Source organism: Microbacterium protaetiae, from assembly GCF_004135285.1.
GTDB classification, from domain to species: domain Bacteria; phylum Actinomycetota; class Actinomycetes; order Actinomycetales; family Microbacteriaceae; genus Microbacterium; species Microbacterium protaetiae.
This window is the reverse complement of record NZ_CP035494.1, coordinates 227,506-249,654: the sequence shown is the minus strand read 5'-3', so window position 1 is coordinate 249,654 and position 22,149 is coordinate 227,506. Positions and strand designations below refer to the sequence as shown.

The window sequence follows — 22,149 nt, the reverse complement described above, 5'->3', positions numbered from 1 at the left end:
AGCGCGCACAGCATCCTCGCGCCCGGAAAAGACGATCCGTGGACAACGCGCGGTGCGGCCCCGGTTGGGGAGGAGACGCTACCGGGCCTCGGCGAGGGGGAACGAGACGCGGAACGTCGCCCCTCCGCCGGGCGTCTCGAGCACCGCGACCGACCCGTGCAGCGCCTCGACGATCGACGCGACGATCGACAGTCCCAGTCCCGACCCGCCCGTCTCGCGGGTGCGCGAGGTGTCGGCGCGCCAGAACCGCTGAAAGATCTGCTCGCGGATCTGCGGGGGGATCCCCTCGCCGTGGTCGACCACGGCGATCCAACCCGTGCCGGCTGCGGCATCCGTTCCCACCACCAGTTCGATGGGGGAGTCCTCGGGCGTATAGCGGCGGGCGTTGGCCAGCAGATTCGTCACGACCTGGCGGATGCGGTTCTCTTCGCCTATGACGATGGGCTGAGGGGCGGATGCCGCAGCCTCGGGCACGCGGATCGGCACGGTGGGCGGCATCTCGTCATCGGCGTCGGCGACGGCATCGGTGGGGCGCGGGCGGCGCCGCAGCAGCCGGGCCGCGCTCGGAATCCGCCGGTGGCGGCCGGTGGTGGTAGGAGGCTCTTGCGGGGCCGTGATCTCGGCCGGCGCAGCGCCGGTGTCACCGGTGGTGGTGTCGCGGACGCTGACCGGACGGGTCGGCGCGGTCGCGCCCAGGTCGAGGGCGGCGTCATGTGCGATGGGTCGCAGATCGACCGGGGCGATCTGCACCTCTTCGCGGCGATCGTCGAGGCGGGTCAGAGCGAGCAGGTCTTCGACCAGGGCGCCCATCCGCGTGGCCTCCTTCTCGATCCGCTCCATGGCCTGGGCGACGTCCTCGTCGTTGCGGATGGCGCCCATCCGGTACAGCTCGGCATAGCCGCGCACGGTCACCAGCGGCGTGCGCAGCTCGTGGCTCGCATCGCCGATGAAGCGGCGCATCTGCAGCACCGCGCCGTCGCTGCGCTTCATCGCCGCGTCGAGCTGGCCGAGCATGGCGTTGATGGCGATCTTCAACCGCCCCACCTCGGTGTGCTCGGGCTCGATGTTCGTCATGCGCTGGCTGAAGTCGCCGCCGGCGATGGCCATGGCGGTGGCCTCGACCTGGCCGAGACTGCGGAAAGCGAGGGTGACCAGCCAGCGGGTCACGAGGGCACCGGCGATGACGGTGATCAACGCGAGGATGCTGTAGATGCCCAGGAAGGTGCCGATGATGCGGTTGACCGAGGAGATGGGCAGCGCGACAAGCTGCGTGAACAGTGCGGGCCGGGTGTCGACCTGGAACGAGGCGACCGCCGCCCGGAACGGCACCCCGGTGCTGCCCTCGATGGTGAACGGCGCCGAACCGCGGATCGTGGCCTGCGGGAGGGTCAGCTGTGTCGGCAGCACGGGTGTGTTCAGTGCGCGCGGCCCGGTGGAGGCCACCAGCGAGCCGTCGGCGGCATACACCGCGATGAAGTAGCCCGAGTAGTCGACCGGCGCCGACGAGTTCGGGGTGAAGGTGACCGAGTCATCGGTCGCCGAGATGTCGAAGACGCTCTTGGCGAGGTCGGCTCCGGCCAGCTGCTGCACCTGGGCGTCGAGGTTCGCGTCCAGGGCATTGCGCAGGAAGATCATCGTGCCCAGGCCCGCGATGAAAAGTCCGATCGCCAGCACAGCCACCGTCACCCCGGTGACTTTGGCGCGCAGGCTCAGGCTGCGCCAGCCCCGGGTGACGACATCGGGTTGTCGGCTGGTCAGTGCACACCCCCGCGGTCGATCACGACGACTTGCCCGCCTTGAGCATGTAGCCGAAGCCGCGCTTGGTCTGGATCAGCGGCTCGGTGGAGTGCGGATCGATCTTGCGTCGCAGATACGAGATGTAGCTCTCGACGATGCCCGCGTCGCCGTTGAAGTCGTATTCCCAGACATGGTCGAGGATCTGCGCCTTGCTCAGCACGCGGTTCGGGTTGAGCATCAGGTAGCGCAGCAGTTTGAACTCAGTGGGGCTCAGGTCGATCTGCGTGTCGCCGACGAACACATCATGCGTGTCCTGGTCCATCGTCAGCTCTCCGGCGCGGATCACCGACTCTTCGTCGGTCTGCATCGTGCGACGCAGGATCGCCTGGATGCGTGCGACGATCTCGTCGAGGCTGAACGGCTTGGTGACGTAGTCGTCGCCGCCGGCGTTCAAGCCCTCGATCTTGTCTTCGGTCTCGTCTTTCGCGGTGAGGAAGAGGATGGGTGCGGTGTACCCCGCGCCGCGCAGGCGCTTGGTGACGCTGAATCCGTTCATGTCGGGCAGCATCACATCGAGGATGATGAGGTCCGGCTCCTCTTCGAGGACTGCGGAGATGGTCTGCGCGCCGTTGGCGACGGCGCGCACCTGGAAGCCTGCGAATCTCAGGCTCGTGATCAGCAGATCGCGGATGTTCGGTTCGTCATCGACGACAAGGATGCGCGGTGCGGTCATGTGCCCATTATGGTGACTGAGTCTCGGTCTGTGTGGGAGGTTCGCCGTCAGCGCTTATGCCTGCGCTGCGAATCTCGACGCAGCAGCCGCCATCTCGGGGCACCGGATGAGCGCATCGGGCATCTCCTGATCCTTCGAGCAAGCCCTCGATGAGGGCGGCGTTCACGGTGCAGACGAGGGTCGGGTGTCGATCGGCCAGGGCGTGGAACGGGCAGTTGCGCAGGGTGATGCCGTCGCGGTCGCCGGCATCGGGCGTGTATCCGCACACGCTGAGGGCGGTCTCGATCGTGCCGCAGTCGGCGCCGATCTCGCGCCCGAGGTCGCGGGCTTCGGATGCCGCGGCGGCGGCCACACTCGTATGCTCGCGGTCGGCGCGCTCGGCGCCGGCGGCCAGCAGCTCGGCGGCCAGTTCGTAGTGCCGCTCGGGGATCGACCCGATGAGCTCGGTGGTCACCGCGCGATAGAGCTTGGCCGGACGGCCCGCTCCCGGCCCGCTGCGGCCGGACAGGCGACGGTATTCGACGGTCAGCAACCCCGCGTCGACAAGCCGGTCGAGGTGGAAGGCGGCCGTCGAGCGGGGGAGCGCAGCCTCGGCTGCCGCGACATCTCGGCCCACGGCATCCTGCCCTCGCGCCACGATGTCGTAGATGCGCCGGCGCACCGGGTCGGCCAGGGCAGCGAGGGCCGCGGCGCGGTTGACGGCGAGGACGCTCATCGTCCCAGATTACTCTAAAAATCTGAATCTTGACAAAAGAATCGCGGGGTCATACCGTCAGATCAGGCGTACGACGAGAGGAGCCCATCATGGCTGGCATGGTCATCATCGGAGGAGGCCTGGCCGCAGGCACCGCCGCCGAGACGCTACGCAGCGAGGGATATGACGGCGAGGTCACCGTGGTGACCGACGAGGCACACACTCCCTACCAGCGCCCGCCACTGTCAAAGGGCTTTCTCAAGGGCGATGAAGGACTCGACGCGGTCATCCTGCACCCTGACGACTGGTACCGCGAGCAGCGGATCGACGTGCGTACCGCCACAAGCGCCACGGCGGTGCATCCCGATGCGCACACCGTCGACCTCGACGATGGCACGCAGCTGAACTACGACAAGCTGCTGCTGGCGACCGGTTCGTCGCCGCGCGTGCTGCCGATCGCCGGGCACGATCTTGCCAGCGTGCACATGCTGCGTCGGCTCGACGACTCCGAGGCGCTGAAGGCACGGCTGGGCGCCGGTGGCGCAAAGCTCGTGTTGATCGGGTCGGGGTGGATCGGCATGGAGGTGGCCGCCACGGCGCGTCAGCTCGGCAACGAGGTGACGATCCTCGAGCGCGACCCGATTCCGCTGGCCGTGGCTCTCGGCGACGAGATGGGAGGCGTCTTCCGCCGGCTGCACGAGGAGAACGGCGTCGATCTGCGCACCTCGGTGAACGTGGAAAGCATCGAGGGCACCGACCGGGCCACCGGTGTGGTCGTCGATGGGCAGAGCGTGCCTGCCGACCTGGTACTCATCGGCGTCGGGGCGATCCCCAACACCGCTCTGGCCGAAGCCGCCGGCATCGACGTCGAGAACGGCATCCTCACCGATGCGTCCCTGCGCACGAGCGCGACCGATGTGTTCGCGGCCGGCGATGTCGCCAACGCCCTGCATCCGGTGCTCGGGCATCGGCTGCGCAGCGAGCACTGGGCGAATGCCCTGGGCGCCGGTCCGGTGGCGGCCAAGGCGATGCTGGGACAGGATGCCGCGCACGACATGATCCCGTACTTCTACACCGACCAGTTCGATCTGGGGATGGAGCTGTCGGGCTTTCCGCCGCTGATGCGCGATGCCGAACTGGTCATTCGCGGCGACCTGGCCCGGCGCGAGTTCATCGCGTTCTGGATGCAGGGCGCGCGCGTGGTCGGCGGCATGAACGTGAACATCTGGGATGTCAACGAGACGGTGCAGCAGCTGATCCGTTCGGGCGCGGGCATCGACCCGCGTGCCCTTGCCGACACCGAGGTGAGCCTGGACAGTCTGGTCACCGCGTGATCGTCGAGCCGGCTCTGACGACGCCGGTGCGGCGTCTGGGGGAGAGGGAGATCGACTTCTCGCGGCGGATCGCCGTCATGGCGATAGTGAATCGCACCCCCGACTCGTTCTACGACAACGGTGCCACGTTCGGGCTCGAGGCGGCGGTTGCGTCGGGCACGGCGGCATTCGACGCGGGCGCCGATCTCGTCGATGTGGGCGGCGTGAAGTTCGCTCCGGGACCGCCACTGCCCGTCGACGAAGAGCTCGCACGGGTTCTTCCCGTCGTGCGCGCACTCGCACCGGCGGGCCCGGTCAGTGTCGACACATTTCAGCCGGCGGTGGCCGAAGCGGCCATCGCGGCAGGCGCCGCGGTGATCAACGACACCACCGGCGTGCACGACCCCGCGATGGCCGATGTGGTCGCCGATTCCGGGGCGACGCTGGTGATAGCGCACAGCCTGGCCGCTCCCCGCACACAGCTGCCGCAGCCGCACTACGACGACGTGGTCGCCGAGGTGGTGGCGTTCCTGCGCGAGCGGGTCGATCTCGCCCTCGCGCACGGAGTGCCGCCCGAGCGGATCGTCATCGACCCCGGACACGACCTCAACAAGAACACCCGGCACTCGCTCGAGCTCACCCGTCGGCTGGGCGAGCTGACGGCGTTCCGCCTGCCGATGCTGGTCGCCCTCTCGAACAAGGACTTCGTCGGCGAGACCCTCGACCGTCCCCGCGACGGGCGGCTCTCGGGCTCGTTGGCGGCGGCCGTGTTCTGCGCGACGCAGGGTGCACGCATCGTGCGCGCGCACAACGTCGCCGAAACCGTCGACGCCCTGCGGATGGTCGAGGCGATCCTGGGGTGGCGCGAACCGGCGTTCGTGCTGCACAACACCCGGCCGGAGGGCAACACGTGATCACCGACGACGAGCTGCGGCGCGCGTATGCGCTCGATGACCGGCAGACGCCGCGGGTGCGGCTGAACTTCGTGTCGTCGGCCGATGGCGCCGTCACCCTCCGCGGGCGCAGCGGGACGCTGGGCGGCGACACCGATCGCCGCCTGATGCAGGTGCTGCGCGAGCTGGCCGACGTCGTGCTGATCGGGGCGGGCACCGTTCGTGCCGAAGGATATGCCGGCGTGGCCCCCCGCGTGGCGATCGTCAGCGCGCGGCTCGAGCTCTCACCCGATGACGCGGTGTTCGCCGGCGCCGCAGCCCGGCCGCTGGTGGTGACTTCGGCGGCCTCGCCACCGAGCCGTCGCGCGGCGCTGGCGGGCGTGGCCGACGTGCTGGTGTGCGGCCAGGAATCCGTCGAGCTGCCGGCGATGGTGCGTGAGCTGGCGGGTCGGGGCATGCCGCAGATCCTCTGCGAGGGCGGCCCGCACCTGTTCGGCTCGCTGTTGGATGCCGACCTCGCCGACGAGCTGTGCCTGACGGCATCGCCGCGGCTGGTCGGCGGCGTCGCCGGGCGCATCACGCAGGGAGCGGCCGAGGTCGACCGCGGGTTCGCCCTGCGCGGGGTGCGCCACGACGACGAGGGGTTCGTGTTCCTGCGCTACGCGCGGTGAGCCAGGCTCAGGCGGCGGCCAGCTGGTCGGCGTCGAGGATCGTGTAGCTGTAGCCCTGTTCGGCCAGGAACCGCTGGCGATTCTGGGCGAAGTCCTGGTCGACGGTGTCGCGCGCGATGAGGGTGTAGAAGCTCGCGGTGTGCCCCGACTCCTTCGGGCGCAGCAGCCGCCCGAGACGCTGGGCCTCTTCTTGCCGTGAGCCGAACGACCCCGACACCTGAATGGCCACGGATGCCTCGGGCAGATCGATCGAGAAGTTGGCGACCTTCGAGACCACGAGAAGCTCGATGCTGCCCTCACGGAATGCCTGGTACAGCTGCTCGCGTTCATCCACCGGGGTCTGCCCGGTGATCTTGGGGGCATCGAGGGCCTCGGCCAGCGTGTCGATCTGGTCGAGATACTGGCCGATCACGAGAATGCGCTCACCGCGATGGCGGGCGACCAGGTCGCGCACCACGCTGATCTTCGCGGGGGCGGTCGCCGCCAGACGGTAGCGGTCTTCATCGGCGGATGCCGCATATTCGAGCCGATCGCCCTCGGGCAGATCCACCCGCACCTCGTAGCAGACGGCGGGGGAGATGAAGCCCTGCGATTCGATCTCCTTCCAGGGCGCATCGAATCGCTTGGGGCCGATGAGGCTGAACACATCGCCCTCGCGGCCGTCTTCGCGCACGAGCGTCGCGGTCAGACCCAGCCGGCGCCGCGCCTGCAGATCGGCGGTGAGCTTGAACACGGGGGCCGGCAGCAAGTGCACCTCGTCGTAGACGATCAGGCCCCAGTCCAGGGCGTCCAGCAGGGCGAGGTGCGCATACTGGCCCTTCCGCTTTGCGGTGAGGATCTGATAGGTGGCGATGGTGACCGGCTTGATCTCCTTCATCTGCCCCGAGTACTCGCCGATCTCCTCTTCGGTCAGCGTGGTGCGGCGCAGCAACTCATCGCGCCACTGCCGTGCGCTGACGGTGTTGGTCACCAGGATCAGCGTGGTCGTCTTCGTCTCGGCCATCGCCCCGGCGCCCACGAGGGTCTTGCCGGCGCCGCAGGGCAGCACGACCACGCCAGAGCCGCCGCCGGTGAAGGTGGAGACGGCGGTGTGCTGATACGGCCGCAGGTGCCACCCGTTCTCGACCAGATCGATGGGATGCGGGGTTCCCGGCGTGTAGCCGGCGAGATCTTCGGCGGGCCAGCCGATCTTCAACAGCTCCTGTTTGATGGCCCCGCGCGCCCACGCGTCGATCACGTAGGCGTCCGGGGCGGGGTGCCCGATCAGCAGGGGCTGGATGGGCTTGTTCTTGGTGACCTCGGCCAGCACCGCGGCATCCGTCGACCGCAGCACCAACAGTCCTTCGTCGTCGCGCTCGATGACCAGCCGCCCGTAGCGGTTCACGCTCTCGCGGATGTCGATCGACACCGACGGCGGCACCGGGAACTTCGACCAGCGGTCCAGCGTCGCCAGCATGTCATCGGCCTCGTGCCCGGCGGCACGGGCGTTCCACAGACCCAGCCGCGTGATGCGGTAGGTGTGGATGTGCTCGGGTGCGCGCTCGAGCTCGGCGAAGATCGCCAGTTCGTGGCGAGCGGTCTCGGCGTCGGGATGCGCCACCTCGAGCAGCACTGTGCGGTCGCTTTGGACGATGAGGGGGCCGTTGGACATAAGGGTCTATTCTACCCGGGCGCTGCGGCCTACCGGGGCCGCACGGCCACGATGCTCGACACCGGAAGCGTGCGTTCGACGTCGGCGCCGCGGTCGCGTCCGCGCAGGCGTCCGCCGCCCAGACCGCTGGCCTCCATCGCGAACTCCCGCTCATCGCCGCCGGGCAGCCGCACGGTCACCACGATCTCGCTGCGGGCGCGCACCGCCTGGTCGAGCTCGCGCTGCAGCCAGGCACGGTCGGCGTCGCCGCCCGAGTGTGCGATGAGCTCCGAGGCCACCGGCAGCAGCGCCGCCCAGGGCTCGGACCGCGCGGCGGCCGTCAGCGGGGCGCGGCGTCGATGCAGGGGCACCGGCTGCCCGATCTCGTCGACTGCTATCACCGGGTAGCGGGCATCGGCGAGCGTCCAGAACACCGCATCGCGCGAGACGCGCGAGACGAGGGCGTCGTCATCGCGGACGAGCCCGATCGCGCGCAACGCCTGGTCGACGGCGAGAGTGTGCAGCAGACGCGGTTCGGCGCTGGTGACCCGCGTGCGACCCGACACGTCGGTTCCGACCCGGATGAGTCCGTGCCGTGCCTCGGCCTGGTCGATGAGGTACTCCAGGGGCTGCGGAATGCCGGTCAACGACAGTTCGGACAGAAAGGCGCGCAGGGATGCCGCATCCTCACCGCCGGCGATGGCAGCCGCCAGTGAATCGGCGCTGAACCGGTACGTGGATGCCTGGGCCACCGACTCGCGGATCGCCATGGTGCGCAACCGCAAGTCGAGCCCTGATCGCAGCGGCCCGGGCGCGATCGCGCTCAGATCTGCCTGGAGGTAGATCTTGTCGATCTCGTCGGGAACGAGCGGTGTCAGCGCGGCCAGCTCGGGGTCACCGCCCGCGCGCAGCGGCGTCGTCCAGGCAGGCTCGGCACCGTCACGGTCGTACAGTCCCCAGCGTTCGGCGCGCCGGCGGAGAAGTTCGACATGGGCGGGCCAGTCGTCGTCGAGGGGGAGCAGTGCGCTCCATGCCCCCGGCGGCAGGTACCCGTCGCCGAGGGTGCGCACAGCCGCCGGCAGCGCATCGCGCCACGCCGTGGCCACCGCTGCCCAGCGTGCGACCAGGCCCCCGGGCAGCCAGGCGTCGCCGACGTCGGTGACCAGCCATTCGCGCCCGGCCAGGGCCAGCAGCCCGGCCGCATCGGCCAGGGCGAGCAGGTCGTCGAGTTCGGTGGCGGTCTGCACGATGTGGGCGTCGAGCAGTCGCCGTCGGTCGACCGCGGTGACAGCGCCGGCGCCGGTCACGGTCAGCGGCTGGTCGCGGCTCAGCGCCACGACGTCGGTCAGGGTGCGCACCGCTGCCGCCACCTGCTCGGCGACCGTCGCCGCATGACGTTCGTCTGCGCGGGCCGGATCGCCCGGGGATGAGCCGGTGGCGACGGCCTCCGGATGCGTCGTGAGCGCCTCGCCGAGCCGGGTGGCCACGACCGCGAACGCGCGGCCGTCGGCGCGCACAAGCGCGAGTTCTTCCAGGGGAACGCGTGCGTCGCCGGTGACAGGATCGCCGGCTGCGGCATCCAATGCCTGCAGCACCGGACGCGCGAGGCGGGTCAGCGCACGGTCGATGGATGCGGCATCCAGCAGCGCCTCTGCCGCGTCGAAGCAGTCGTGCCATCCGACCGAGGCGGGCACCCCGCGCGCATGCAGCAGCCGGGCGAGCGCCTCGGGCTCGATACCTGCCAGCTGGGTCGCCAGCGCGCGTTCATCGGAAGTGTGGGCCACGTGGGTCTCAGCGCGCCTTGTTCGCTCGCGCCCTTCGCACGAAGCTCATGATGATGACCGCGAGGATCATCAGGAACGCCAGGATCGGACCGATGTAGACGGCGATGCCGACCGCCGGCCAGGCGCCCTGATCGAACTTCGCGTGCATCGCCGAGCCGATCATGATCGCGAAGAAGCAGCCGACGGACAGCACGAGCAGCCCGAGGGCTGTGAAGGACAGGATCCGGTCGATCCGGCGAACCGGGACGTCTCCGGACGGAGTGGGCGCGCTCATCGCTTTCAGCCTACTCGCCGCTCGGCGTGCCGTAGTCTTGGTGGCGGGACCTGCGGGTCCTTTTCGTTCCACTCAGCTCGCGCGCCCTCCGGCGCGCGCCGTGTTCGTGCGAGGTACTCATGCCCACCGGCAAGGTCAGGTTCTACGACGAGGAGAAGGGCTTCGGCTTCATCTCCTCTGACGACGGTCAGGATGTCTTCCTGCACGCCACGGCCCTGCCCGCGGGAGCCGTGGTCAAGGCGGGCTCACGCGTGGAGTTCGGGCTGGCTGACGGACGCCGTGGACCCCAGGCACTGTCGGTTCGGCTGCTCGAGGCGCCGGTGAGCCTTGCCAAGCGTTCCCGCAAGCCGGCCGACGATATGGCCGTCATCGTCGAAGATCTCGTCAAGCTCCTCGACGGCATCGGCGGCGACCTGCGCCGCGGCCGGTATCCCTCGGGCGGGCAGTCCCGCAAGATCGCCGCCCTCCTGCGCAAGGTGGCCGATGACTTCGATGCCTGAGACCCCGGGGCCCTCCGAGACGCCCGGCGTCGTTGCCGACGACCGGCTCTTGGCCGCGCACGATCTCGCCCGCGCCGCGTTGTACGAGGTGACCACCCCGGCGGCGGTGGGTGAGCCGGCCGGCTACACCGTCGAGTCCGACGGCGTGGTCTCGCTGCGCTTCACCAACCGGATGCCCGGGTACCCGGGGTGGTTCTGGACCGTCAGCGTGGCCGCAGTCGAGGGCGCCGAACCCACGGTGCTCGAGGTCGAGCTGCTGCCCGGCGACGAGGCGCTTCTGGCACCGGAATGGGTGCCGTGGGCCGTGCGGCTCGCCGAATACCAGGCACAGCAGACGGCGACCGCCGAGGCGGCAGCCGAAGACGAAGATTCCTCAGACGCCGACGATTCCGATGACGACGAGTCCGGTGAAGACCTCGACTTCGACGAGGACGACCTTGAAGACGTCGATGATCTGGATGCGGCGGATTTCGATGAGGACGGCTCGCCGATTCTGCACGCGGGCGATGTGGACGGCGTCGACATCGACGAGCTCGACGAGTCGGCAGACGACGAGGATTCAGACGACGACGATGCCGACGACGAGGCCGACGACGAGGAGTCCGATGACGACGACCTCGACGAGGACGCCGACCGGGAGTGACCGGGCGCTCTCGCGCTACTGCGCGAGGCGCTCCACGGTGTAGTCGATGCAGCGCGTGAGCGCACGCACGTCGTCGGGCTCGATCGCCACGAACGTCGCGACGCGCAGCTGGTTGCGCCCGAGCTTGCGATACGGCTCGGTGTCGACGATGCCGTTGGCGCGCAGCGAGGCGGCCACGGCCGCGGCATCCACCGACTCATCGAAGTCGATCGTGACCACGACCGGTGAACGGTCGGCGGCATCGGCGGCGAAGGGCGTGGCGTAGGCGGATGCCTCGGCCCACGCGTATAGCGCGTCGGAGGACTCCTTCGTGCGGGCACCGGCCCATGCCAGTCCGCCGTTGCCGTTGATCCAGCGCACCTGCTCGTCCATCAGCAGCAGTGTGGACACCGCCGGCGTGTTCAGGGTCTGGTTCAGCCGCGACTGGTCGACGGCCGTCTTCAGGTCGAGGAACGCCGGAATGTAGCGGTCGGTCGCCGCGATGCGCTCGATGCGCTCGATGGCCGCGGGCGAGACCGCCGCGAACCACAGGCCGCCGTCGGAGGCGAAGTTCTTCTGCGGGGCGAAGTAGTAGACGTCGGTCTGGGTCACGTCGAAGTCGATGCCGCCGGCGGCGCTTGTCGCATCGATCACGGTCAGCGCGCCCTCGTCGCCGTGCACGCGCTCGATAGGCGCGGCCACGCCGGTCGAGGTCTCGTTGTGCGGGCCGCCGTACACGTCAACGCCGGCCACCGGCTCGAACCGCGCGCGCGTTCCCGGCTCGGCCGTGCGCACGTCGGGCGCCTCCAGCCAGGGAGCGGCGGCGGCCTTGGCGAACTTGCCGCCGAACTCGCCGAACTGCAGGTTCTGCGCGCGCCGTTCGATCAGGCCGAACGCGGCGGCATCCCAGAAGGCGGTCGACCCGCCGTTGGCGAGGATGATCTCGTACCCGTCGGGCAGCCGGAACAGTTCGGCCAGGCCCGCGCGCACGCTGCCGACGAGGTTCTTCACCGGAGCCTGGCGATGCGAGGTGCCGAGAATGGCGGCACCCGGGCCTGCGAGCGCCTGCACCTGCTCGGGGCGCACCTTTGACGGGCCGCACCCGAAGCGTCCGTCGGCGGGCAGAAGTTCGCTGGGCAGAGTGACGTGGGCCATGCAGCGATTCTACGGCGGCGGGATGCCGCGCCCCGACGTGTGACGGCGTGCGACGGGCCGCCGGGCCGCCGGTAGGCTAGGAGGTCTACGGAGGCGGAGGAGACGATGGTAGACCTCATCGACACCACGGAGATGTACCTGCGCACGATCCTCGAACTCGAGGAGGAGAACATCGTGCCGCTGCGTGCACGCATCTCCGAGCGCCTCGGCCACTCCGGACCCACCGTCTCGCAGACCGTCGGTCGCATGGAGCGCGACGGGCTGGTCATCGTCGCCGATGATCGCCACCTCGAGCTGACCGACTCGGGTCGCTCCAAAGCCGTCGACGTCATGCGCAAGCACCGACTGGCCGAACGACTGCTCTCCGATGTGATCGGTCTGGACTGGGCCTATGTGCACGAAGAGGCCTGCCGCTGGGAGCACGTGATGAGCGAGCAGGTCGAGCGTCGCCTGGTCGATCTGCTCGGTCACCCCACCGAGTCGCCCTATGGCAACCCGATCCCGGGGCTTGATCAGCTGGGGGGCGTGGCCTCGATGACCTTTGAACAGGGCGTCGTCGGGCTGGTGCGCAAGCTCGACGCCGACGGCGGGCCGATTCGCGGCACCGTGCGGCGCCTCGCCGAGCCGGCGCAGGTCGACCCCGAACTGCTCGATCAGCTGCGCGAGGCCGGGGTCGTGCCGGGCGCGACCGGCCAATACCAGTACAGCGAGGGCTATGTGCTGGTGCAGATGGACGGCAACATCGAAGGCCTGGAGCTGCCCGTCGAGGTCGCCTCGCACATCTTCCTGGTCGACGAGACCGACTGATTGCGCCCACCCACCGGCTCGAGAGCGTGACTTATTCGTTACCTTCGGGTAGCCTCGAACAGTCCGCCGGCTAGAAGCCGGTCGGTGGATGTCTGCAGGGATCGCCTCACCGGCTCGTCGTTTCTGCAGTCCACATCGCCGGGGAATCCCGATTCCTCTGCCCGCATCCCGACGAGCCCGTAACCGGTTCCGGCCGGATGCGGAGGTCACGGAGGACAGCTTTTGGCTGAACAGCACGACTCGACCACCGACCACGACGAGCCGACCGCAGTGACGCGTTCCCGACGCAGCCTGCGCGCCGCGGCGGCTGCCGCACCCGTCTCGCATCGCGCGAAGACGGCGCCGGCGACCACATCGGCGACGCGAGCCGGGTCGGTGAAAAAGCACCGCTCGGCGGGCAGCCGAGTGGCGGTTCTCGGTGTGATCACCGCCCTGGTCGGGTCGGTCGCGATCCCGGCCTTCGCCGCCGCCGGGCAAGGCGCCCCCGAGGCGCGCACCGTGCAGCAGCAGGCCGCCGCCGACGCGCAGTCGCTCGTGGTGGCATCCGAGCACGAATCCACCGAGCTCAGTCGCAGCAGCTACTCGGCGACCACGGCCGACGAGATTGCGAAGAAGAAGGCCAAGGAAGCCGCAGCCGCCCGCGCGAAGGCTGCCGCGCGCGTCGCCTCGTACACCGCGCAGAGCGTCGATCTGAGCCTGACCGGGCCCGGCAGTGGCGATATCCGCTGGCCGCTGGCCAAGATCAACCACATCGGCGACGGGTTCCGCGCCCGCGGCGGCGAGCACGACGGCGTCGATCTGCTCACCGACGGGGGCACCCCGATCTTCGCGGCCACCTCGGGCACGGTGAAGGTCTCGAGCGAGGGGTACTACGGCTACGGCGTGGCGATCACCATCGAGACGGTGATCGACGGCAAGAAGATCACCACGCTCTACGGCCACATGCGCTACGGCAGCCGCCAGGTGGTCTCGGGTCAGAAGGTCAAGGTCGGCCAGCTCATCGGCCTGGTCGGCAGCACCGGCCAGTCCACAGCGAACCACCTGCACTTCGAGGTCTGGTTCAACGGCACCAAGGTCGACCCGCTGGCCTGGCTGCGCGCCAACGCCGGCTGAGGCATCCGCTCCGACACGCCGCCGCGCGCCGGCGACCCCACCCTCGCCGTGGCGGGGCTAATCTGTTCCCGGACGCCGAGATCCTCGCGAAAGGGACGCCGATGAACGTGTGCACACCCCGCATCCGCACCATGGATGCGCTCGGGCTGCTCGTTCTCCGGCATCATGAGAGCGGATGCCGCACCCTGCGTGCGGCGTGCGGGCGCCGTCTGTAGACGGCGCTTTTTTCATCCCTGCGCGGGGAACGAGACGTCTTCGAACCCGACCGTCCGGAAAGCCGTTTCGGACCGATCGTGAGGATGACGGATGCGCACACTGGTGTTGAACGCAGGATACGAGCCGCTGGCGGTCGTGTCGTTTCGCCGGGCTCTGGTCCTGGTGATGAACGACAAGGCGGCCATCATCGAGCGCGACGAGGACAATCCGGTGCTCGCCGCCGGCGGATCGTTCGACAGACCCGCAGTCATCATCCTCACCAGATACGTCCACCTGCCGCAGTCGGGTCGTGTACCGGTGACCCGCCGCGGGGTGCTGCGGCGCGACGGTTTCCGCTGCGCGTACTGCGGAGGGTACGCGGCCACGATCGACCACGTGCAGCCGCGCTCGCGTGGCGGGGCCGACAGCTGGGAGAACCTCGTCGCCTGCTGCCAGCGCTGCAACAACGTGAAGGGTGACCGCACACCGCAGGAGATGTCGTGGCGGCTGCGCTTCGCGCCGCGTCCGCCGCACGGACCGTCGTGGTCGATCCGAGGCACGGAGCGCACCGATCCCTGTTGGGAGCCGTATCTCGCACTCGCGGCGTGACACCCTGCGGCGGGGTCTGCGTTCGCATCCCGAGAAGAGTATGTTCGCTGCTGGCGGGCTCCGCCGTTGCCGCCGATGCGCGGTGGTCGGGCGGCCCGTACCGGACAGGAGGGTGATTCATGCATCTGTCGGTCGCAGGAAGCACGGCGCGAGTACACGGCACCGTCCGGGTACCCAACTCGAAGTACCACGCGCATCGTGCGCTCATCCTGGCTTCGCTCGCACCCGGCACCAGCCGCATCACCGGGCTCAGCGATGCACGGCACGTGCAGTACACGGTGGATCTGCTGCGTGCGCTGGGTATCACCGTCGAGATCGAGGGTGACACCTTCGTCGTGCATGGCGGCGCCTATCGGCCGCGGCGCGATCATGTCACGGTGGGCAGCTCGGGAACGACCCTGTACTTCATGGTCGGCCTGGCAGCACTGGCCGACCGCGACGTGCTCGTGACGGGTCAGAAGTATTTCGACCGGCGTCCGATCGGGCCGCTGCTGCGCGCGCTGCGGGAGCTGGGGGTGGATGTCAGCTCACCGACCGACTGCCCGCCCATTCAGGTGCGGCACGGCCGGCCGACCGGGGGCACGGTGCACATCGCCGGCACCCTGTCGCAGTGGATCTCGGCTCTGTTGCTGATAGCGCCCTTCGCCGCGGCACACACCACGGTGATCGTGGACGGCCCGTTCAACGAGCGCAGCTACGTCGATCTGACCGTGCGCATGATGGCCCAGTTCGGCCTGAATGTGGCGGTCTCGGCGGACGGACGTCGGTACGACATCGCGCCGGGCCAGGTCGCGCACCCCGCCGACCTGCAGCTGCCGCCCGACATCGGCTCGGCCGCTTTCGGGCTGGCCGTGGCCGGCATCCGGCCCGCCGATGTCGTGCTGACCGGACTGCCGAGCATCGACCCGGCCGACGTGGATCATCCCGAAGCCGAGTTCCTGCGGATCGTCCGCGCGATGGGTCTGCCGATGGAGGTGGATGCGGCGGCCGGCGCGGTGCGGGTGCGCCACGACGGTGCCCGGCTGCAGGCCACCGAGGTGGATTGCCGCGCCGTGCCCGACATGCTCCCCGTGCTGTCGACGATGGCGGCGTTCGCCGAGGGAGAGAGCGTCTTCCACAATGTCGAGCACGTGCGTCTGAAGGAGTCCGACCGGGTGCACGCGATGCTGCAGCTGAACGAGATGGGCGCGCAGCTCGACTTCGACGGCACCGACCTGCGGGTGCGTGGCGTGCCGCAGCTGCGCGGCGCGCACCTGTCGTCGTTCAACGACCATCGCGTGCTGATGTCGCTGGCCGTGGCCGCCTCGGCGGCATCCGGTCGATCCACCCTCACCTTTCCCAACGCCTACCGCATCTCGTACCCGCAGTTCCTCGACGCGATGGCAGATCTGCACGTGGACATGCAGGTGGAGAAGGGGCCGGCGCGCCCGACCGGTCGACGTCGCCCGCCCGCCGGCACTGCCGACGAGGCCGCGCGTATCACCGGGGCACAATGGATCCGCCGGTGGGCCGACGAGCGGCCGCACTCGCTGGCCCTGGTGGATGCCGCGCCCGACCGCACCACGCGCATGACGTGGTCCGAGCTCGACCATGCCGTCGACAAAGCGGCGGCCCTGCTGATCGAACTCGGCGTGCAGTCCGGCGATCGCGTGGCCGTGCAGCTGCCGAACTGCTCGGGATTCGTCGTCGCCGCCGCCGCGGCATCCCGCATCGGCGCCGTGATCTGCCCGATCATGCCGATCTTCCGGCAGCGCGAGGTCGCGTTCGCGCTGAAGCGCTCGGGCGCGAAGCTCGTCATCGTCGCCGACAACTTCCGCGGGCGTCAGCACGACCACGAACTGGCCGACATCCTCGCCGGGCCCGAGGCCTCCGAGCTGGCCGTCGAACACGTGCTCGTCATGCACCTGACCCCCGGGGTCGCTCACGTACTGCCGCCGTGCGACAACCCCGATGTCACCTGGAACGCGTGGCACCGCGCCTCGGCCTGGGTCACGGTGGATCGGGCGGCCCTCGACGCACGGGCGCCCGCGCCGCAGGATGCCGCCCAGCTGCTCTTCACGTCGGGGACTTCGGGCGAGCCCAAGGGCGTGCTGCACACGCACGAGAGCCTGAGCCGGGCGGCCTGGATGGAGATCGAGCAGCTGCCGCTGAACTCGACCGACTCGGTCTACATCCCCTCGCCGCTGGCGCACCAGACCGGCTTCCTGTACGGAATGTGGCTGGCCTGGGTGCTCGGCGTGCCCGAGATCGTGCAACGGGTGTGGAACGGCCGGCAGGCCCTGGAGATCCTGGAGGCATGGGAGGGCACCTTCGTGCAGGCGGCCACACCGTTTCTGACCGACCTTGTGCGCGAGGTCGAAGCCGGCGCCCCCGCCCCGCGTGCACTGCGCATCTTCGTCGCGACCGGCGCCGCGGTGCCGCGGGCACTGGCCGAACGGGCGACCCGGGTGCTGGGAACGGCCGTGTGCGGCGCGTTCGGAACCACCGAGACGGGGCTGGCAGCACTGTCGACACCCGCGGATCCGGCAGGCAAGGCGTGGGGCACCGACGGCAAAGCGCTGCGCGATGTGCGGCTGCGGATCGTGGACGACGACGGGCACCTCGTCGCCGCCGGTGTTGAGGGCAACTTCGAACTGACCTCGCCGACCGTCTTCGGCGGGTATCTGGATCGTCCCGATCTGAGCGCCGAAGCCTTCGCCGCCGACGGCTGGTACCGCACGGGCGATCTCGCCGTGATCGACGACGACGGATTCCTGCACATCACCGGTCGCGTGCGCGACGTGATAAACCGCGGCGGAGAGAAGGTGCCGGTCTCCGAGATCGAACAGCTGCTGTACCGGCACGAGGCCATCGATGACGTCGCCATCGTCGCGATGCCCGATGAGCGGCTGGGGGAGCGCGCCTGCGCCTTCGCCGTCCTGGTACCGGGTGCGACGCTGAGCTTCACGAAGCTGCAGAACTACCTCGACGACAACCGGGTGTCCAAGAGCTATTGGCCCGAGCGCCTCGAGATCGTCGACAGCCTGCCGCGAAACGCCGTCGGCAAGGTGCAGAAGTTCCTGCTGCGCGAACGCGCCGCCACGCTCAAGCCGCAGCGCTTGACCACCCTGACCGACACCGACAAGGAGGACCCCCTCGATGACCAGCATCCCGGTCACGCTCGACGGACGTGGAAGCCGAATAGAACAGCCTGAATACGACGCGCTCGTCGAAGAAGTCACCCGCTGGGTGCGCGGACCGGGGGAGGAGTGGGCCGAGAAGATCGAGGCGACCGGGACGGTTCCGCGCGAGTTGTTCGACCAGCTGAAGCAGCGCGGCTATCTGAGCATGGCAGCACCCCGTGAGCTGGGCGGACGGGGGCTCGCCTTCAGCCAGTGGATGGGGCTGATGGAGGTCTTCTCCCGTTCGCATGCGTCGATAAGGATGCTGGTGCACGTGCTCAACGGCACGTGGCGGGCCATCAACCCGCACGTGAGTGCTGCGCAGCGCGAGAAGTTCGTCGTGCCGATGGTCGCCGGCGACATCCTGGTCGCCTTCACCCTCACCGAGCCCGGCAACGGCACCGGCGCCGACCTGAGCTGCACAGTGCGCCGCGAGGGCGACAGCTATCTTCTGAGCGGCCGCAAGCACCTGATCACCTTCGGCGTGAACTGCGACTACTGGCTGCTGTTCGCACGGCTGGAGGGCAGCGCCGGCAAGGACGGAGTGGTCGCGCTGCTCGTCGACCGGCACGCGCCCGGTGTCGAGGTGGAGGACACCTCGCAGACGATGGGCGTGCACGGCACCGATCACGCGAGTCTGCGCTTCACCGACACCCCGGTGCCCGTCGACCAGCGCGTGGGCGAAGAGGGCGACGGGCTGCAGATAGCGCTGGGGGGCTTTCTCACCCCGAGCCGCATCTCTGTGGCGATGAGCTGTGTGGGCCTGGCCGAGCGCGCGCAGGAACTGGCCGTCGACTATGCGACCACGCGGGTCACGTTCGGCAAGCCGATCTCATCACGGCAGGCGATATCGTTCATGATCGCCGAGAACGAGGCCGACATCCAGGCGGCCAAGCAGCTCGTGCTGCATGCGGCCCGGGAGTGGGAGCGGGATGCACCGCAGGCCCCCGCACTGTCGTCGATGGCCAAGATGACGGCGGTGGACATGCTCACACGCGTCACCGACAAAGCCCTGCAGGTGCACGGCGGCGTCGGGTACTGGAAGAGTTCGCCGATCGAACGCGTCTACCGCGACGCCCGTGCGCAGCGCTTCGAAGAGGGCACGAACGAGATTCAGAAGACGGTGGTCGCGCGCGACGTGTTCGCCCGCGCGGCACAGCACAAGGAGGACGCATGACCACGCCCGAAACCGACGACGCCGGAGAATACTCGGGCCGGGTCGCCGTGATCACCGGATCGTCGCGGGGGATCGGCCGCCACCTCGCGCTCGAGCTGGCCAGCAAGGGCGCGTTGGTGGTCGTCAACTACCGCACCAACGCCGAGCTCGCCGAGGAGGTCGTCGCCGAAGCACGGCGGCGCGGAGGCGACGGTATAGCGGTGCGCGCCGACATGGAGAATCCCGAAGACATCGCGCGGCTCTTCGACGCCACGGCCGACGCATACGGACGGCTGGACTTCTTCGTCAACAACGCGGCTGCGGCCGCGTTCAAGCGCATCACCGATCTGAAGACGCACCACCTCGACCGTTCGTACGCCATGAACCTGCGTCCGTTCGTGCTGGGCGCGCAAGAGGCCGTCAAGCTCATGGACCGCGGCGGCCGGATCGTCGCCGTCTCCAGCTACGGCAGCATGCGGGCGTTCGCCACCTATGCGGCGCTGGGGTCGTACAAGGCTGCCGTCGAGTCGTTCATCCGCTTCATGGCGGTGGAGTTCGCCGGTTACGGCATCACGGTCAACGGCGTCAACGGCGGGCTCATCGACTCGGATTCGCTCGAGTACTTCTATTCGATGCCCGGGATGGCACCGATGCAGAAGGTCATCGACGCGATTCCGCTGGGCAGGCCCGGCACGGTGGCCGACATGGCGAACGCCATCGAGTTTCTGCTCTCAGAGAAGGCCGGGTACATCACAGGGCACACCATCGTCGTCGACGGCGGCATGACGGTGGCCGCACCCCCCTACTGGCACGACACGACCGACCCGCTCGGGCTGCCGCCGCGCCCCACACGCGACTGACCGAGCCGTGGCATCCCCCCGTCGCTACCCGAGGGTGCGCACGCCCGTGCGCGTGGGCACGCTGACCCTGCCGCACCGTGTACTGATGGGCTCGATGCATCTGAACCGCGAGCGGGGCGACCCCGCCGCGCTCGCGGCCTTCTACGCGGAACGGGCGCGGGGCGGGGCCGGGCTGATCATCACCGGCGGGGCGGCCGTGAGCCGGGTCGGTGCCGGTGGGGCCGGGTACGGCGTCATCGCCGAGCCGGAGTTCGCCCGCACCTGGCACACGGTGGTGCAGGCCGTACACGAGGCGGGCGGCCGGATCGCGCTGCAGCTGTTCCATGCGGGGCGGTATGCGTTGCCGAGGGCGTTCGGGCTGACGCCGGTGGCCCCGTCGGCGGTGTACAGCCGCTTCTCGGATGCCACGCCCATCGCCCTGGACGACGAGGGGATCGCCGCCACGATCGCCGATTTCGCCGCGGCATCCCGCATCGGAATCGGCCTCGGCTTCGACGGCGTCGAGATCATGGCGTCGGAGGGGTACCTGCTCAATCAGTTCGCCTCGCCCGTGACGAACCTGCGCGACGACGCCTGGGGAGGGGATGCCGCCCGGCGGTGCGCGTTCCCGGTCGCGGTGACCCGCGCCGTGCGATCGGCCGTCGGCAGCGCCCCGGTGCTCGTGCGCATCTCGGGGGCCGATCTGGTCGAGGGGTCGTCGACGCCCGACGAGGTCGACGCGCTGGCGGTGGCGCTCGCCGACGCCGGTGCCGACGCGGTCGATGTGGGGATCGGATGGCACGAGTCGCGCGTGCCCACCGTGCAGTCGATGGTGCCGCACGCCGCCTTCACACAGGTGTCGGCGCGCATCCGCGCAGCGCTGGCGGCGGCGGGAGCCACTGTGCCGGTGATCGCCTCGAACCGCATCAACACTCTTGCGCAGGCCGAACGGGTGCTTGCGGGGGGCGAGGCCGACATCGTGTCGATGGCGCGGCCGTTCCTGGCCGATCCGCACATCGTCGCCGCGTCCTTCGCGGGGCGCGAGGCGACGGTGAACCCGTGCATCGGCTGCAACGAGGCGTGTATCGACCGCTCGTTCGGTCTGGAGCCGGTCTCGTGCACGGTCAACCCGCGCGCCGGGCGCGAGCTCGAGTTCCCGCTGGCTGCGGCATCCCGCCCTCGTGGCACCCGGATCGCGGTCGTGGGGGCGGGGCCGGCAGGGATGGAGGCGGCCCGGGCGGCGGCATTCGCCGGGGCGCAGGTCACGCTGTTCGAAGCCGGCGATGCCATCGGTGGTCAGTTTCTGCTGGCGGGAGCCGTGCCGGGCAAGAGCGATTTCGCGGCCAACGCGCGCTCGTTCGCCCGCGTGCTCGACGAGCTCGGCGTCGACGTGCGCACGGGGCACGAGGCGACGGCCGAAGAGCTGGTTGGTTTCGATCACGTGGTGGTGGCCACCGGAGTCGTGCCGCGGCGCGTGGAGCTGCCGGGAGTCGAGCGCGCTGTCGACTATGTGCAGGCGTTCGCCGAGGCGGCCCGGCTCGGCGAACGGGTCGCGGTGATCGGCGCGGGCGGGATCGCCGTCGATCTCGCACATCTGCTCGTGGAAGGGGTGGATGCCGGCCCCGACCGCTTTCTCATCGAGCACGGTCTGCGGGTGGGAGCGCTGCCCGCACCGCGTCGGCGCGTGACCATCATGCGCCGCACGGGCGCGATCGGGGCGGGCATGGGCGTGACCACGCGCTGGGCGGCCGTGCAGGAGATCCGCCGTCGCGGGGTGCGCACGCTCACGGGCGTCACGTATCGGGCGATCGAGCCGAGCGGCGTGCGGGTCGAGGTGGACGGGACTGAGGAGCTGATCGAGGCCGACGTCGTCGTGATCGCGGCCGGGCAGACGCCCCGCGCGCAGCTGGCCGGGCAGCTGGCGTCGCGGGGCATCGCGCACACCGTCGTCGGCGGGGCGCGCAACACCGCCGGGCTGAACGCGGTCGCCGCATTCGAAGAGGGGCTGCGCGCCGGGGATGCCGCGGCGCGCGCGGCGGGGCGCTGACGCATCGCGCGCTGCGCGCGCGTGCGCCGGCGCGTCGGCGCGTCGCCTCGCGCCCGCCGCCCCGCGGCGCGCGCCGCGGCGTTTCCCGCGGCGCCCTCGTTCGCGCTGTCGTTTTCTGCGTTCGCGCATGCGATTTGCGGGCGCGAACGCAGAATGCGGTAGCGCGAGCCGCGACGGGCGCGGAACACGGACTATCGAACATAGCCTATGGATAGA

At 69.7% G+C, this 22,149-nt stretch carries 19 protein-coding genes; 12 read left to right on the top strand and 7 right to left on the bottom strand.

Annotated elements, in window-relative coordinates; genetic code table 11:
• Positions 1 to 78 precede the first annotated feature (78 nt).
• From ET475_RS01130 to ET475_RS01120, 3 genes are all read right to left on the bottom strand, one after another.
• On the bottom strand, positions 79 to 1,686 hold the full coding sequence (locus tag ET475_RS01130; protein ID WP_422879930.1) for a sensor histidine kinase: 1,608 nt from the start codon (positions 1,684 to 1,686) through the stop codon (positions 79 to 81).
• Positions 1,687 to 1,777: 91 nt separating this feature from the next.
• The gene (locus tag ET475_RS01125) at positions 1,778 to 2,470 is read right to left on the bottom strand and encodes a response regulator transcription factor (protein ID WP_129385239.1); all 693 of its coding nucleotides are present in this window, start codon (positions 2,468 to 2,470) and stop codon (positions 1,778 to 1,780) included.
• A 7-nt stretch (positions 2,471 to 2,477) separates the two neighbouring features.
• Positions 2,478 to 3,185 carry a helix-turn-helix transcriptional regulator gene (locus tag ET475_RS01120; RefSeq protein WP_129385237.1) on the bottom strand — a complete coding sequence of 236 codons (708 nt, stop codon included), beginning with the start codon at positions 3,183 to 3,185 and terminating at the stop codon, positions 2,478 to 2,480.
• A gap of 89 nt (positions 3,186 to 3,274) precedes the next feature.
• On the opposite strand from ET475_RS01120, the gene ET475_RS01115 reads away from it, so the two are divergent.
• From ET475_RS01115 to ET475_RS01105, 3 genes are read left to right on the top strand one after another with little or no spacing between them, the layout of a single operon-like run.
• Positions 3,275 to 4,498 (top strand): NAD(P)/FAD-dependent oxidoreductase, encoded by a 1,224-nt coding sequence (locus tag ET475_RS01115; RefSeq protein ID WP_129385235.1) that lies wholly within the window; start codon positions 3,275 to 3,277, stop codon positions 4,496 to 4,498.
• Complete coding sequence (folP, locus tag ET475_RS01110; RefSeq protein ID WP_422879952.1) at positions 4,498 to 5,391, top strand: dihydropteroate synthase; 894 nt, start codon at positions 4,498 to 4,500, stop codon at positions 5,389 to 5,391. Before ET475_RS01115 ends, folP begins: the two co-directional genes overlap by 1 nt.
• The gene (locus ET475_RS01105; RefSeq protein ID WP_242497716.1) at positions 5,388 to 6,041 is read left to right on the top strand and encodes a pyrimidine reductase family protein; all 654 of its coding nucleotides are present in this window, start codon (positions 5,388 to 5,390) and stop codon (positions 6,039 to 6,041) included. The genes folP and ET475_RS01105 overlap by 4 nt, the downstream gene beginning before the upstream one ends.
• Before the next feature lie 7 nt (positions 6,042 to 6,048).
• Here ET475_RS01105 and ET475_RS01100 read toward each other — a convergent pair whose 3' ends face one another.
• Genes ET475_RS01100 through ET475_RS01090 form a run of 3 tightly spaced genes read right to left on the bottom strand, consistent with a single transcriptional unit; the run spans position 6,049 to position 9,729 of the window.
• A complete protein-coding gene (locus tag ET475_RS01100) occupies positions 6,049 to 7,692 on the bottom strand; it encodes a DNA repair helicase XPB (protein WP_129385231.1) in 1,644 nt (547 codons plus the stop codon).
• A gap of 29 nt (positions 7,693 to 7,721) precedes the next feature.
• On the bottom strand, positions 7,722 to 9,455 hold the full coding sequence (locus ET475_RS01095) for a helicase-associated domain-containing protein (RefSeq protein WP_129385229.1): 1,734 nt from the start codon (positions 9,453 to 9,455) through the stop codon (positions 7,722 to 7,724).
• A 7-nt stretch (positions 9,456 to 9,462) separates the two neighbouring features.
• A complete protein-coding gene (locus ET475_RS01090; RefSeq protein WP_129385227.1) occupies positions 9,463 to 9,729 on the bottom strand; it encodes a multidrug ABC transporter ATPase in 267 nt (88 codons plus the stop codon).
• A gap of 119 nt (positions 9,730 to 9,848) precedes the next feature.
• On the opposite strand from ET475_RS01090, the gene ET475_RS01085 reads away from it, so the two are divergent.
• Both ET475_RS01085 and ET475_RS01080 read left to right on the top strand, forming a co-directional pair.
• Positions 9,849 to 10,229, top strand: a complete 381-nt coding sequence (locus tag ET475_RS01085) for a cold-shock protein (RefSeq protein ID WP_129385225.1) — start codon at positions 9,849 to 9,851, stop codon at positions 10,227 to 10,229.
• Positions 10,213 to 10,872 (top strand): DUF3027 domain-containing protein, encoded by a 660-nt coding sequence (locus tag ET475_RS01080; RefSeq protein ID WP_129385223.1) that lies wholly within the window; start codon positions 10,213 to 10,215, stop codon positions 10,870 to 10,872. The genes ET475_RS01085 and ET475_RS01080 overlap by 17 nt, the downstream gene beginning before the upstream one ends.
• Positions 10,873 to 10,887: 15 nt before the next feature.
• Here ET475_RS01080 and serC read toward each other — a convergent pair whose 3' ends face one another.
• Positions 10,888 to 12,006, bottom strand: coding sequence for a phosphoserine transaminase (gene serC, locus ET475_RS01075; RefSeq protein ID WP_129385221.1), 1,119 nt, complete (start codon positions 12,004 to 12,006; stop codon positions 10,888 to 10,890).
• A 105-nt stretch (positions 12,007 to 12,111) separates the two neighbouring features.
• On the opposite strand from serC, the gene ET475_RS01070 reads away from it, so the two are divergent.
• From ET475_RS01070 to ET475_RS01040, 7 genes are all read left to right on the top strand, one after another.
• A complete protein-coding gene (locus ET475_RS01070; RefSeq protein WP_129385219.1) occupies positions 12,112 to 12,813 on the top strand; it encodes an iron-dependent transcriptional repressor DtxR in 702 nt (233 codons plus the stop codon).
• Positions 12,814 to 13,035: 222 nt separating this feature from the next.
• On the top strand, positions 13,036 to 13,926 hold the full coding sequence (locus ET475_RS01065) for a M23 family metallopeptidase (RefSeq protein ID WP_129385217.1): 891 nt from the start codon (positions 13,036 to 13,038) through the stop codon (positions 13,924 to 13,926).
• Positions 13,927 to 14,232: 306 nt separating this feature from the next.
• Positions 14,233 to 14,730, top strand: coding sequence for an HNH endonuclease (locus ET475_RS01060; protein WP_129385214.1), 498 nt, complete (start codon positions 14,233 to 14,235; stop codon positions 14,728 to 14,730).
• Between the two features lie 119 nt (positions 14,731 to 14,849).
• Positions 14,850 to 17,924, top strand: coding sequence for a 3-phosphoshikimate 1-carboxyvinyltransferase (aroA, locus tag ET475_RS01055; RefSeq protein ID WP_129385212.1), 3,075 nt, complete (start codon positions 14,850 to 14,852; stop codon positions 17,922 to 17,924).
• Entirely contained in the window at positions 17,869 to 19,068 is a 1,200-nt protein-coding gene (locus tag ET475_RS01050; protein ID WP_129385210.1) for an acyl-CoA dehydrogenase family protein, read from the top strand. Before aroA ends, ET475_RS01050 begins: the two co-directional genes overlap by 56 nt.
• Positions 19,065 to 19,907: an SDR family oxidoreductase gene (locus ET475_RS01045; protein ID WP_129385208.1), complete on the top strand. Its 843-nt coding sequence runs from the start codon at positions 19,065 to 19,067 to the stop codon at positions 19,905 to 19,907. Before ET475_RS01050 ends, ET475_RS01045 begins: the two co-directional genes overlap by 4 nt.
• A 7-nt stretch (positions 19,908 to 19,914) precedes the next feature.
• Positions 19,915 to 21,933 carry an oxidoreductase gene (locus ET475_RS01040; RefSeq protein WP_207205382.1) on the top strand — a complete coding sequence of 673 codons (2,019 nt, stop codon included), beginning with the start codon at positions 19,915 to 19,917 and terminating at the stop codon, positions 21,931 to 21,933.
• Positions 21,934 to 22,149 lie beyond the last annotated feature (216 nt).

What these genes read in the sequence shown, in the direction of transcription:
- ET475_RS01125 (WP_129385239.1), bottom strand. Translation starts at nt 2,470, where the DNA reads ATGACCGCACCGCGCATCCTTGTCGTCGATGACGAACCGAACATCCGC.
- ET475_RS01120 (WP_129385237.1), bottom strand. Translation starts at nt 3,185, where the DNA reads ATGAGCGTCCTCGCCGTCAACCGCGCCGCGGCCCTCGCTGCCCTGGCC.
- ET475_RS01115 (WP_129385235.1), top strand. Translation starts at nt 3,275, where the DNA reads ATGGCTGGCATGGTCATCATCGGAGGAGGCCTGGCCGCAGGCACCGCC.
- ET475_RS01100 (WP_129385231.1), bottom strand. Translation starts at nt 7,692, where the DNA reads ATGTCCAACGGCCCCCTCATCGTCCAAAGCGACCGCACAGTGCTGCTC.
- ET475_RS01090 (WP_129385227.1), bottom strand. Translation starts at nt 9,729, where the DNA reads ATGAGCGCGCCCACTCCGTCCGGAGACGTCCCGGTTCGCCGGATCGAC.
- ET475_RS01085 (WP_129385225.1), top strand. Translation starts at nt 9,849, where the DNA reads ATGCCCACCGGCAAGGTCAGGTTCTACGACGAGGAGAAGGGCTTCGGC.
- ET475_RS01080 (WP_129385223.1), top strand. Translation starts at nt 10,213, where the DNA reads ATGACTTCGATGCCTGAGACCCCGGGGCCCTCCGAGACGCCCGGCGTC.
- serC (WP_129385221.1), bottom strand. Translation starts at nt 12,006, where the DNA reads ATGGCCCACGTCACTCTGCCCAGCGAACTTCTGCCCGCCGACGGACGC.
- ET475_RS01070 (WP_129385219.1), top strand. Translation starts at nt 12,112, where the DNA reads ATGGTAGACCTCATCGACACCACGGAGATGTACCTGCGCACGATCCTC.
- ET475_RS01060 (WP_129385214.1), top strand. Translation starts at nt 14,233, where the DNA reads ATGCGCACACTGGTGTTGAACGCAGGATACGAGCCGCTGGCGGTCGTG.
- aroA (WP_129385212.1), top strand. Translation starts at nt 14,850, where the DNA reads ATGCATCTGTCGGTCGCAGGAAGCACGGCGCGAGTACACGGCACCGTC.
- ET475_RS01050 (WP_129385210.1), top strand. Translation starts at nt 17,869, where the DNA reads ATGACCAGCATCCCGGTCACGCTCGACGGACGTGGAAGCCGAATAGAA.
- ET475_RS01045 (WP_129385208.1), top strand. Translation starts at nt 19,065, where the DNA reads ATGACCACGCCCGAAACCGACGACGCCGGAGAATACTCGGGCCGGGTC.